A 12060-nucleotide genomic window follows, 5' to 3' on the forward strand; every position below is an offset into this window, starting at 1 on the left:
CCCCGCTTGCATGCAAAGCGAAACAGTCCTACAAAGGCAGTCGTCCGACTTCTTTTAAAGTCCTTTCACTCTATTTAAAAAATCCATTTTGAACTTACCGCTCAAGCTCCCCTCCCTGGCTTTGCCAGCAGCCTCTCCGCAGTTCATCAACCGTTACAACGAGACTTCCGGCGGCCAGCCGTCCAACCTGGTCGGCGAACTGACCGCGGGCCTGAACGCCGCGGCGGCCAGTGTCTCGCCCAAGTACTTTTACGACGCACTGGGCTCCAAACTGTTTGAGGCCATCACCGAACTTGACGAGTACTACCCGACGCGCACCGAGGCCAGCATCTTCGACGCCGCACACAGGTCCATGGCCAGTGCCCTTACCGATGCCGGCATCGGCCACTGCTGCCTGATTGACCTGGGCGCGGGCAACTGCGCCAAGGCCAGCCGGCTGATCCCGCACCTGCAGCCGCAGCAATATGCCCCGGTAGACATTTCAGTCGATTTTTTACGCGATGCGGCCGAGCAGGTACAAAGTACGTTTCCAGCCCTGGACATCGTCGGTGTCGGCATGGATTTTTCAGCGGGAATGGTGCTTCCGGCCGAGGTGCAACAAAACGATCGGGTGTTTTTTTATCCCGGCTCCAGCCTGGGCAATTTCTCGCCGGATCAGGCTCTGGCATTTTTGCAGCGCATTGTGGACCCGGCCCAGGGCGCCGCACGCGGGCTGCTGCTTGGCATTGACCTGGTCAAGGACCAGGCCACGCTGGAAGCCGCTTATGACGATGCGCTTGGCGTGACGGCCGCCTTCAATAAGAACCTGCTTCGCCGCATCAACCGCCTGCTTGGTTCCGATTTTGATATGCGCCAGTGGCGCCATCTGGCGCTCTTCAACGAAGCCGAATCACGTATCGAGATGCACCTGCAGGCACAGAAAAACCTGAGCGTGCGCTGGCCTGGCGGAGAGCGATTTTTTCGCGGTGGCGAGCGTATCCACACCGAAAACTCCTACAAATACACGCTGGCGTCCATGTCCGCCCTGCTGCGGCGAGCCGGTTTCACGCAGATCAACTACTGGACCGATCCGAAGGACTGGTTTGCGGTTTTTTGGGCTGCGGTCTAGGAGCCCGTCAGGCTTCCGAGCAAGCGCTGCGCCTACACTTGCGCCATGGACATCTACATGGTCGGCGGTGCGGTACGGGATGCCTTGCTTGGCTTGCCAGTGCAGGACCGTGATTGGGTGGTGGTCGGTGCAACGCCTGAAGAACTGGTGGCCCAAGGTTTTCTGCCGGTCGGCAAGGACTTTCCGGTCTTTCTTCATCCCCAAACAAGGGAGGAATACGCGCTGGCACGCACCGAGCGCAAAACCGCACGCGGCTACCGCGGTTTTGAGATTCACGCGGCCCCCGGTGTGACGCTCGAAGAAGACCTGGCACGGCGTGACCTTACTATCAATTCAATAGCTATTCACGCACGTCCGGTATGGGCTGAGGGCCAATTTGATATAAAAAATGAGGTCCTGATTGATCCCTGGGGCGGGCACGGCGATTTGCAGGAAAAAGTGTTGCGCCATGTCACCGGGGCCTTCCGCGAGGACCCGGTGCGCGTCCTGCGAATCGCACGTTTTGCTGCGCGTTTTGCAGACTTCACGGTGGCGCCGGAAACCCTGGCGCTGATGCGCGAAATGGTCAAGGACGGCGAGGCCGATGCGCTGGTGGCCGAACGGGTCTGGCAGGAGCTGGCGCGTGGCCTGATGGAGGACACGCCGTCCCGCATGTTCGAGGTGCTGCGCGCCTGCGGTGCACTGAAGAAGCTGCTGCCCGAAGTTGACCGGCTGTGGGGCGTGCCGCAAGGTGCCGAGTACCACCCCGAAGTTGATACCGGCATCCACCTGATGATGGTGCTGGACATGGCGGCCCGTCTGCATACCGGGCTGGCCGTGCGTTTTGCCTGTCTGGGCCACGACCTTGGCAAGGGCACAACGCCGGCCGAAATGTTGCCGCGTCACATCGGCCATGAAGAACGCGGTGTGCGCCTGCTCAAGGGTGTGTGCGAGCGGCTGCGTGTGCCCACCGACTGCCGCGAACTGGCCGAGGTGGTGGCACGCGAACACGGCAACATCCACCGCAGTGCCGGGTTCAGTGCGGCTGCACTGGTGCGGCTGCTCGAACGCTGCGACGCCTTCCGCAAGCCACAGCGTTTCGCAGAAGTCCTGCTGGCTTGCGAATGCGACGCGCGCGGCCGGCTCGGGCTGGAGGAGTCGGCCTACCCACAGCGCGAGCGCCTGGGCCGGGTCCTGCAGGCGGCGCAGTCGGTCGCCACCGAGCCGGTAGCCCAGGCTGCACAGGCAGCCGGCTTGGCGGGCACAAAAATCGGCGAGATGATTCACACTGCCCGTGTGCGCGCGGTCCAGCAGGGGCTGGAACCCGGCGCGGACTGAGCGCTGACGGCCCAGACACGGTGCCGACCTACACGTCGCGGGCAGGCTTTCTGCTAAGGTAGCTTTCAATGCACAAGCCTCACGAAATGCTTCCCCGCATCACCGCCCGCACGGCGCTTTTTCTCGACTTCGACGGAACCCTGGTGGAGATTGCCTCCCGGCCTGACGCGGTGATTATTCCGCCTACACTGACCAGCAATCTGGCCGCCCTGTATGGCCAGCTCGGTGGCGCACTGGCGCTGGTTTCGGGTCGTCGTCTGCTCGATCTGGATGGTTTTCTCGCGCCGCTGCAACTGCCAGCCGCCGTCGAGCACGGCGCCCAGCGCCGCAACGTCCAGGGCCAGATGATCAGCGCACCAGCCACGGATTTACGCCACGTGCTCGCCGCTGCCGAGGGCCTGATCCAGCAGTATCCCGACCTGCAGCTCGAACACAAAAATCTGGCGCTCAGTCTGCATTACCGTCATGCGCCCGAACTTGAGGCGCTGTGCCTGCAGGTGATGCAGACAGCGGTGGCCAACAGCAGCGGCCTGCAGTTGATGCAGGGCAAATGCGTGATCGATCTCAAGCCCACGGGCGTCAGCAAAGGCACAGCGATAGCCGCTTTCATGGCCGAGGCACCTTTTGTCGGGCGAGTCCCGGTGTTTGCCGGCGACGACGTGACCGATGAAGACGGCTTCGAGGAAGTCCAGCGCATGGGCGGGCACGCCGTCAAGGTCGGTGCCGGCGCCACCAGCGCGCTGTACCGCTGTGCCGGGGTGCCTGCGATGGCCGACTGGCTGCAGGCGGCGCTGGTTCCGTCCCTGGCTTCACGCGCCGAAAGTCTGCCCTCATGAGTGTTTCCAGCTTTTCGTCCCCCTCCACATCCACCGCATTCGATGGTGCCAGCACCTTTGCAGCGCCGGCGCCGCCCTCCCTGTCATTGGGTGTGATCGGCAACTGCGCCTTCAGCGCGCTGGTCGATGCACGCGCGCGCATTGTCTGGTGCTGCCTGCCGCGTTTCGACGGCGATCCGGTCTTCAACGCCCTGCTGGACCCGAGCGACAACGGCGGCGCCTTTGCCATCGAGATCGAAAACTTTTCGCACAGCAAACAATGGTACGACCACAACACCGCGGTGCTGCGCACCCAGTTGTTCGACACCAGTGGCCAGGCGATTGAGATCACCGACTTTGCGCCGCGTTTTTACCGGCGTTCGCGCTTCTTCCGGCCGATGACGCTGGTGCGGCGTGTGCGGCCCATCCACGGCGCGCCGCGCATCCGTGTGGCGCTGGACATCCGGTACGACTGGGGCCGCACCCGGCCCGCGGTGACCCAGGGCAGCAACCACCTGCGCTTCGTCGGCGACGCGCTGACCCTGCGCCTGAACACCGACGCACCGATTGCCCATCTGCTGTCGCGCCAGCCTTTTGTGCTGACGCGCGAGCACAACTTCCTGCTGGGCGCTGACGAGTCGCTGGCCGACGGCATTGCCGACACCGCGCGCCTGTTCGAGGAAGAAACCCTGAGTTACTGGCGCAAGTGGAGCCAGCGCCTGCACCTGCCGCTGGAGTGGCAGGAAGCGGTGATACGCGCGGCCATCACACTCAAGCTCTCACTATTCGAAGACACCGGCGCCATTGTCGCGGCCATGACCACCAGCATCCCGGAAGCGCCCAACAGCGGGCGAACCTGGGACTACCGTTTCTGCTGGTTGCGCGACGCATTTTTTGTGGTGCGCGCACTCAACAGCCTGTCCGAAGTCGGCACCATGGAAGACTACTTGCGCTGGCTCAGCAACGTGGTGGTGCAGGCCGGCGGCGGCCACATCCAGCCGCTGTACGGCATCGGCCTGGAGCGCGAACTGCCCGAAGCCACCTACGACCACCTGGGCGGCTACCGCAACATGGGACCGGTGCGCGTCGGCAACCAGGCACAGGAACATTTCCAGCACGACGTTTACGGCAATGTGGTGCTGGGTGCAGCCCAGGCCTTTCACGACCACCGCCTGCTGCACCGCGCCGGCGAGGCCGAATTTTTGCGGCTGGAAGCGGTCGGCGAGCAGGCGGTGCGCAAATACGACCAGCCCGATGCCGGCATGTGGGAGTTGCGCACGCGGGCCCGCGTACACACCTCGTCGGCGCTGATGTGCTGGGCAGCCTGCGACCGCCTCGGCAAGATCGCGGTCACCCTGCAGCAGCCGGACCGCGCCATTTACTGGCACGGTCATGCCCACACCATGCGCGAGCGCATCCTGCGCGAATCCTGGAGCGACGAGCGCCAGGCCTTCGCCGAAAGTTTCGGCGGCCGCGATCTCGACGCCAGCGTGCTGCTGATGATCGAGGTCGGCTTCATCGACCCGAAAGACCCGCGCTTCGTTGCCACCGTCGATGCGCTGGAAAAACACCTGTGCGACGGCCCCTACATGCGGCGTTACGAAGCGCCCGACGACTTCGGAAAACCCGAAACTGCTTTCAATATCTGCACCTTCTGGCGCATCGATGCGCTGGCCCGCATCGGCCGCAAGGATCAGGCGCGCGAAATTTTCGAAACCATGCTGGCCGCGCGCAACCACGTCGGCCTGTTGTCGGAAGACACACACCCGGTCACCGGTGAGATGTGGGGCAACTTCCCGCAGACCTATTCGATGGTCGGCATCATCAATGCGGCGGTGCGCCTGTCGGCGCCCTGGGACAGCGCTGTATGAACACCCCCGTCGGAGGCTCACTGCGTGTAGCCCCTTCCCCCCTTGCAGGGGGCAGGCGCCTGCGGCCCGGCGAAGCCGGTTCCGCGGCCCCCGCTTGTGTTGGCAACTTTCTCTGCCTGTTTTTTGAAGATGGCCTGGCATGAGTCGCCTCGTTGTTGTCTCCAACCGGGTGGCCGATCCGCGCAAGACCGCGGCCGGCGGGCTGGCCGTGGCGCTCGGTGATGCGCTGTCGACCAATGGCGGCCTGTGGTTCGGCTGGAGCGGCACGATTGTCGAAGGGGGCACGCCCGGTGAAGGCGATATGCAGACCCAACAGGCCGGCAACGTCACCCTGAGCACGGTGGACCTGTGCAGGGAGGACTACGACAGTTATTACCTGGGTTACAGCAACGGTGTGTTGTGGCCGGTGTTTCACTACCGGCTGGACCTGGCCGACTTCGACGCCGGCTTCATCGGCGGTTACCGGCGCGTCAACCAGATGATGGCGCGCAAGCTGATGCCACTGCTCCGGCCCGACGACATCATCTGGGTGCATGACTATCACCTGATCCCGATGGCCGCCGAATTGCGGGCCATGGGCTGCCGAAACCGGATCGGTTTCTTTTTGCACATTCCATTGCCGCCGCCGCTGATCCTGGCGGCGATCCCGCAGCACGAGTGGCTGATCCGCTCCCTGTTCGCGTATGACCTGGTCGGCTTGCAGAGCCAGGCCGACGTGGACCACTTCTCGCGGTATGTCGGCCAGGAAGCCGGCGCCGAAACGCTGGACAAACACCAGTTCCGCGCCTTCGGGCGCACCGTCCATGCCCAGGCCTTTCCGATCGGCATCGACGTCGATGAATTTGCCGCGCTGACCCACGGAAAGGATGCACGCGAGATGTTCGACAGCATGAAGGACGAGTATTCACGGCGCCGCCTGTTGCTGGGTGTGGAGCGGCTCGACTATTCCAAAGGCCTGCCGCAACGCCTGCGCGCGTTTCGCCATTTGCTACAGCAATACCCGGAAAACCTGGGCAGCGCCACGCTGATCCAGATCGCCTCGCCGAGCCGCGAGGCACTCGACACCTACTCCGGCTTGCGCCAGGAGCTCGAAAGCCTGTGCGGATCGATCAATGGCGACTACGGCGAGCTTGACTGGATGCCGGTGCGCTACATCCACCGCAACGTCGCGCGCAAACGCCTGCCGGGGCTTTACCGCGTGGCCAGCGTGGCCCTGGTCACGCCGCTGCGCGACGGCATGAACCTGGTGGCCAAGGAGTTTATTGCGGCGCAGGACCCGGCCGACCCCGGTGTGCTGGTGCTCTCACGTTTTGCCGGCGCGGCCGAGCAACTCAAGGAAGCCCTGCTGGTCAACCCCTACGACACCCACGGCACGGCCGAAAGCATCCAGGTCGCACTGCAGATGCCGCTGGCCGAACGTCAGAAGCGCCACCAGAAGCTGTTGGAACGCATTCGGCAGCAGGACGTACATTGGTGGCGAAAGACCTTTTTGCAGACGCTCACCGACATGGCGCCTGGCTGAAGCTGATTCTGAGCAGCGACTGAAAGCCTTTGCCAGGCGCCGGCAGAAAAACAGGAAGTGTGTAACTGTTCCGTATCTATTCTGAACGGCCATGACCCGACGCAACTACCTCAACCATCCGCTTGCCGAGGGCACACGTACCATTGGTTTTCGCAAGTGGTATGAGCGTGAGCTGCTGTCCAGCGATGCCCACATGTTGCTGGCACTGCTCAGTACGATTGCGCTGATGGCCACCCTGGAGTTGTTTCATGGCGGCTCCGTGGGTAACAAACTGGTCAACGCCGGCTTGTTCATCCTCAGCGGTGTGATCGCGCTCTGGGCATTGCGCCGCTACCTTTACCTGCTTTCACACGCAGAAACTGTGGCTGACCAGGCCAATTGCCCGCAGTGCACCGAGACGGCCGCCTGAGCGTGGTGGAAGAAGACCGCCACAACTGCCAGGTGCTGGTGAAGTGCCGCAAATGCAGCCATGAGGGGAAGGCGATGCCCTGAGCCGGGCTGGACAGGCGTCAGGCCACCAATGCCAGCGCCGCGTAGTCACCCACCCTGTCCTTTAGCCCGGCGGGTACCAGTTCAACGCCATCGGTCAAGGCGGGCAGCCTGCCAGTGAGCTGCGCCTGCAGCCTCGGCAGCAGGTAATCTCGGTGGTGCCAGAACACGCTCCCGCCTATGCTGATGCGCTGCAGGTCCAGTGTCACCACTAGGTTGTAGAGCGCGCGCCCCATCACCTGGCAGAGATCGTCCACCAGCGTCACAGCCTGCATCTCGCCCGCGCGCGCGTCGGCCAGCAAGCCAGCGGCATCCGGGTAACCAAGCACCGCAAAACGCCGCGGAATGGCGTTGCCGGCTACCAGCGCTTCGAGGTCGCCGATGTTGCCGCAACCGCACAAGGCGTCCTGGTTGTCGCTGACAAACATATGGCCTGCATGGCCGGCGTTGCCGTTTTTACCGTGCAGCGGGCGACCATCGACGCACAGGCCAACGCCGATGCCGGTGCTCCAGGTCACATAAGCGCAATGGTCCAGGCCCTGCAGCGCGCCCCAGCGACGCTCGGCTTCCAGGGCGGCAATACCGTCATTTTCAATCCGTAGCCGGCGGAAGACAGCACGCAGCGGTGCCTCCAGCACAGCCGTCGTCCAGGTGTTGGGCAAACCCCGCGCCTCGCCGGCCAGACCACCGCAGATGTTGGGTGCCGCCAGCTCGATCAATCCCTGCTTCAGGACAAACGGTCCGCAAGATGCAACGCCGACGGCGGCAAGGTCGCCCCGGCGGACCTGAGCTGTTGCGCAACTGGTGTCCAGCATGCGAAGCACCTGCTGCGCCAGCGCGTCAGAGGCACCTTGCTTGGCCGTGGGCTCGACCAGCCGACCCCGAATACCCTGCGGGTCAAGCACGCTGACAGCGACCTTGGTGCCACCGATGTCCACGCAGGCCACCGGCGCTGCACCGGCGGGCAGGCGCACATCCGGCGCCTCGTCGTGTGCGCTCATGGCTTGTGCTTTGGCTGGGTCGGTCGGCATCCGGTCTCCGGGTTCAAATCAGTTTGCTGATCAGGCTCGCCAGCACGCTCAGGAGGATGGTGGTGGTCAGCGGAATAAACCATTCGCGGCCAAACAACTTGAAGCGGAAGTCGCCCGGAAGTTTTCCGAAGCCCAATTTTTGCAGCAAAGGCGTGAACCAGCTGATCAGGATCAGTGCCAGGAAAATCACCAGCATCCAACGAATCATGGGCCTAGAGTTTGTGCGCACTGAACGTGCAAATGCGAAAGTGATTAAAGCAGCGCCAAAACACGGCACTACTCCAGGCGCGAAATCGAAGATGGCTTGAAACCCAAATCAGCCGCCTTGCCCTTGCGCGCACGCGCCGCCCGTGCATTGTTCAGGCTGCGAATCTCCAGCGTTTCTTCGCGAACCTTGCCGCCCCGGCCAATGCCTTCAATCTTCACGCTGCGGGTGTAGGCCGCCGCACCGGCGAGGGTGTCCTTGGTATCCAGGTCGATCAACATCAAACCCCGGCCGCCGCCAGGTTGAGTCTTGAGTTCGCTGATTTCAAAGGTCAGGATGCGGCCAGCTGTCGATGCGCAGGCGACGTGGGTGGCGGGATGAAGGGGCGCCGCGCCGCTGCTGCCGGAGACGTGGGATGGTTTGCAGACCGCTTCACCCTCGGCGCAACTGATGAATGCCTTGCCGGCCTTGAGGCGCGTGGCCATGTTCTCGACCGTCGCCAGAAAACCGTAGCCGCCACTGCTGCTGAGCAGCAGCGTGGCGCTGGATGGGCCGGCGAAATAATGCGCGGGATGCGTGCCGGTTTCCAGTTCTATCAGTGTGGTGACTGGCTGCCCGTCACCGCGCGCGCCAGGCAACATGGCGACGGGAATCGAATAAACGCGGCCCGTGCCTTTGGCCACCGTGCCGAACACCAGCAGGCTGTCCACGGTACGGCATTCAAAGGTGCTGTACAGGCCATCGCCGGACTTGAAGGCAAACGTGGCTGGGTCATGGCCGTGGCCGCTGCGCGCGCGCACCCAGCCCTTGGCGCTGACCACAACGGTCACCGGTTCGTCCAGCACCTTGACTTCAAGCACGGCTTTTTTCTCGGCCTGGATCAGGGTGCGGCGCGGGTCGGCAAACTGTTTGGCATCCAGCTCGATTTCCTTGATCATCAGGCGGCGCAAAGCGGGCGGGCTGCCGAGGATTTCTTCGAGTCTGCCTTGCTCTTCACGCAGATTTTTGAGCTCCTGCTCGATCTTGATGGCTTCGAGTCGCGCGAGCTGGCGCAGACGGATTTCGAGGATGTCTTCAGCTTGCCGGTCGCTCAGATTGAAGCGCGCAATCAGCGCCACCTTGGGCTCCTCGGCCTGGCGGATGATGGCGATCACCTCGTCGATGTTGAGCAGCACAAGCTGCCGGCCCTCGAGGATATGGATGCGGTCCAGCACCTTGTCCAGACGGTGCTGCGAACGCCGCTGGATGGTGGTCTGGCGGAAGCTGATCCACTCACCCAGCATCTGCCGCAGGTTCTTCTGCGTCGGCCGGCCGTCCAGCCCGATCATGGTCAGGTTAATGCTGGACGAGCTTTCGAGGCTGGTGTGGGCCAGCAAGGTGGTTATCAGTTCGATCTGGCTGATACGGCCGGTCTTGGGCTCGAACACCAAGCGCACGGCGGCGTCCTTGCTGGACTCGTCGCGCACCACATCAAGCACGGCCAGCATGGTTTGCTTGAGCTGCACCTGGTCCAGGCTCAGCGCCTTTTTGCCAGCCTTGATTTTCGGATTGGTGATCTCTTCAATTTCTTCCAGCACGCGCTGCGTGCTGACGCCGGGCGGCAACTCCTGCATCACCAGTTGCCACTGGCCGCGCGCCAGGTCTTCGATCTTCCAGCGCGCGCGAACCTTGAGCGAACCGCGTCCGCTGCTGTAGGCCGCTGCGATGTCGGCGGCCGTCGAAATGATCTGGCCGCCGCCTGGGTAATCCGGTCCGGCGATCAGCGTGTACAGCTCGTCATCAGAAAGTTTGGGCGTCTTGATCAGTGCGATGCAGGCATCGGCCACCTCACGCAGGTTGTGACTGGGGATCTCGGTGGCCAGTCCGACGGCGATGCCGCTGGCGCCATTGAGCAGCGTGAAGGGCAGACGCGCCGGGAGTTGGCGCGGCTCCTCAAAAGAACCATCGTAGTTCGGTACAAAGTCGACCGTGCCTTCGTCAAGTTCGTCGAGCAACAGGGTCGTGATTTTTGCCAGCCGTGCCTCGGTATAACGCATGGCAGCCGCGCCGTCGCCGTCTCTGGATCCGAAGTTGCCCTGGCCGTCAATCAGCGGGTAACGCTGGCTGAAGTCCTGCGCCATGCGCACCATCGCGTCATACGCCGCCTGGTCACCGTGCGGGTGGTATTTGCCCAGCACATCGCCCACCACACGCGCGCTTTTGACTGGCTTGGCGCCGCTGTTGCCGGAAAAACCCAGGCCCATGCGCGCCATGGCGAACATGATGCGGCGCTGCACCGGTTTCTGGCCGTCGCAGACATCGGGCAAGGCACGCCCTTTGACGACGCTCAGTGCATATTCAAGGTAGGCGCGCTGGGCATAGGCAGCCAACGACTCCTGGTCGGGCAGTTCGGGGGCTGCGGGCGGGGGAGGTGTGAAAAGATCGTCCATGGGGGTCGGAAGTTGCGCAGGTCAGGAAACAGGTGGGGGAAGAATGCCGGGCAACAGCGGCCGTGCCGCTCAGAAACTGCTGTTAGTCGCGGCGCTTTGCGGCCGGCGCATCTGCCCATTGGAAAACAGCAAAATGTTGCGCGAGCGATGGGTATCGGGCCAGGTCAGGAAATGATTGACCAAACCGCGCAGCCAAGCCTGCGCGGCGGCTGTGTCGGGCAGGACCCGCACTTTCAGATCTGTGGCGATGACGCGAAACTGCAAAGATACACCGGGCAGGAACTCACTCTCGATTCGCAAGCCGCTGACCAGCAAACGGGTCGCCAGGGAATCGACTTGTCCGTCGTCCTGCAAATCCTGGGCAACCACGGCAAACAATTGTTCCGTGATCCGGGCCGCCGTGTCGCTGTCGCTGATGGCACGCCGGATGCGGTTGGCCGCTTCGAGAATAATTTTTTCTTTGGAGTCCGCGCCCAGTTCATTGACCAGCCCAGACAGGTTATTGACCTCAATCAGGTAGAGCGCTCCCCCGTGTTTGAGATTCTGGGCACGGCTGATGGCCGGCCGCAGCCGGTCAATCAACACCGCCAGACTGGACAGGCCGGTCAGCGGATCGGTGACCTTGGCGGCCAGCCCGCGCAGCCGGCCTTCATTGAGCAGGCGGCTGCGCCAGACCAGCGCCAGATAGGTGCAGGGCAGTTGCAGCAGCAGCATCAGGGCCACCGGCCAGTAGCTGGCCTTGGAATCCACGGTACCCAGCAGAAAAAGCATGGCGACAACCAGCCCCCCCAGGTGGCCCAATACCAGCCACCATTTCCAGGGGCCAGAAATACGCCAGGCAGGCAGGCACAAATACAGCCACGAAAACACCAGCAGTAGCCCCAGGCCGTAGCTGCCGGCCAGGATGCTCAGCGGTGAGTTGTCCACCATCCGAAGCCCGGCCACTGCCAGCGCCAACAGCACGGTGGCGGCTATCACAAGCTTGTCACCCGCGCTGACCTGGCGCTTGCGCAGCAGCCAGGCATGCAGGCCGGCGACCATCGTCGGGCCCAGGATCAACACAACAGATTCGAGTTCGGGAAGCGGCAATCCTGTCTGGCGACCTGCAAGCAAGGCCAGGGTAACGACCAGCACATACCCGCCCAAGGCGAACAGGGTGGGCTCGTCGTAGGCATAGGCAATGATCAGACTGAACAGCATCACCAGGCCAAGCACACCGGTGGCCACGCCCAGGGCAAAAATATCAGGGGTGAAAGCAGGGTTCACTTAAGGC

Annotated in this window: 10 protein-coding genes; 6 read left to right on the top strand and 4 right to left on the bottom strand. The window is 63.1% G+C overall.

From position 1 onward, the window contains the following. The first annotated feature begins 88 nt into the window (after positions 1-88). From egtD to IEX16_RS14055, 6 genes are all read left to right on the top strand, one after another. Positions 89-1108 carry an L-histidine N(alpha)-methyltransferase gene (gene egtD, locus IEX16_RS14030; protein WP_188709108.1) on the top strand — a complete coding sequence of 340 codons (1020 nt, stop codon included), beginning with the start codon at positions 89-91 and terminating at the stop codon, positions 1106-1108. Between the two features lie 45 nt (positions 1109-1153). Next, positions 1154-2425: a multifunctional CCA addition/repair protein gene (locus IEX16_RS14035; RefSeq protein WP_188709109.1), complete on the top strand. Its 1272-nt coding sequence runs from the start codon at positions 1154-1156 to the stop codon at positions 2423-2425. 68 nt (positions 2426-2493) lie between these two features. Continuing rightward, entirely contained in the window at positions 2494-3261 is a 768-nt protein-coding gene (gene otsB, locus IEX16_RS14040; RefSeq protein WP_188709110.1) for a trehalose-phosphatase, read from the top strand. Continuing rightward, positions 3258-5111: a glycoside hydrolase family 15 protein gene (locus IEX16_RS14045; RefSeq protein WP_229676351.1), complete on the top strand. Its 1854-nt coding sequence runs from the start codon at positions 3258-3260 to the stop codon at positions 5109-5111. The genes otsB and IEX16_RS14045 overlap by 4 nt, the downstream gene beginning before the upstream one ends. A 139-nt stretch (positions 5112-5250) precedes the next feature. Beyond that, on the top strand, positions 5251-6633 hold the full coding sequence (otsA, locus tag IEX16_RS14050; protein ID WP_188709111.1) for an alpha,alpha-trehalose-phosphate synthase (UDP-forming): 1383 nt from the start codon (positions 5251-5253) through the stop codon (positions 6631-6633). 91 nt (positions 6634-6724) lie between these two features. Next, entirely contained in the window at positions 6725-7042 is a 318-nt protein-coding gene (locus IEX16_RS14055) for a hypothetical protein (RefSeq protein ID WP_188709112.1), read from the top strand. A gap of 100 nt (positions 7043-7142) precedes the next feature. On the opposite strand, the gene IEX16_RS14060 is transcribed toward IEX16_RS14055, so the two are convergent. The 4 genes from IEX16_RS14060 to IEX16_RS14075 form a co-directional block, all read right to left on the bottom strand. Continuing rightward, entirely contained in the window at positions 7143-8123 is a 981-nt protein-coding gene (locus IEX16_RS14060) for an ROK family protein (protein ID WP_188709113.1), read from the bottom strand. Positions 8124-8166: 43 nt separating this feature from the next. Continuing rightward, positions 8167-8361 (bottom strand): DUF2905 domain-containing protein, encoded by a 195-nt coding sequence (locus IEX16_RS14065; RefSeq protein WP_188709114.1) that lies wholly within the window; start codon positions 8359-8361, stop codon positions 8167-8169. A 68-nt stretch (positions 8362-8429) separates the two neighbouring features. Continuing rightward, a complete protein-coding gene (parC, locus tag IEX16_RS14070) occupies positions 8430-10787 on the bottom strand; it encodes a DNA topoisomerase IV subunit A (protein WP_188709115.1) in 2358 nt (785 codons plus the stop codon). A 69-nt stretch (positions 10788-10856) separates the two neighbouring features. Next, on the bottom strand, positions 10857-12053 hold the full coding sequence (locus IEX16_RS14075) for a diguanylate cyclase domain-containing protein (protein ID WP_188709116.1): 1197 nt from the start codon (positions 12051-12053) through the stop codon (positions 10857-10859). Positions 12054-12060 lie beyond the last annotated feature (7 nt).

The organism is Polaromonas eurypsychrophila (genome assembly GCF_014641715.1).
Lineage (GTDB): Bacteria > Pseudomonadota > Gammaproteobacteria > Burkholderiales > Burkholderiaceae_C > Polaromonas > Polaromonas eurypsychrophila.

Bases quoted from the DNA above. Each gene is read 5' to 3' on its own strand.
- IEX16_RS14035 (WP_188709109.1), top strand. From the start codon at position 1,154: ATGGACATCTACATGGTCGGCGGTGCGGTACGGGATGCCTTGCTTGGC.
- otsB (WP_188709110.1), top strand. From the start codon at position 2,494: ATGCACAAGCCTCACGAAATGCTTCCCCGCATCACCGCCCGCACGGCG.
- IEX16_RS14045 (WP_229676351.1), top strand. From the start codon at position 3,258: ATGAGTGTTTCCAGCTTTTCGTCCCCCTCCACATCCACCGCATTCGAT.
- otsA (WP_188709111.1), top strand. From the start codon at position 5,251: ATGAGTCGCCTCGTTGTTGTCTCCAACCGGGTGGCCGATCCGCGCAAG.
- IEX16_RS14055 (WP_188709112.1), top strand. From the start codon at position 6,725: ATGACCCGACGCAACTACCTCAACCATCCGCTTGCCGAGGGCACACGT.
- IEX16_RS14060 (WP_188709113.1), bottom strand. From the start codon at position 8,123: ATGAGCGCACACGACGAGGCGCCGGATGTGCGCCTGCCCGCCGGTGCA.
- IEX16_RS14065 (WP_188709114.1), bottom strand. From the start codon at position 8,361: ATGATTCGTTGGATGCTGGTGATTTTCCTGGCACTGATCCTGATCAGC.
- parC (WP_188709115.1), bottom strand. From the start codon at position 10,787: ATGGACGATCTTTTCACACCTCCCCCGCCCGCAGCCCCCGAACTGCCC.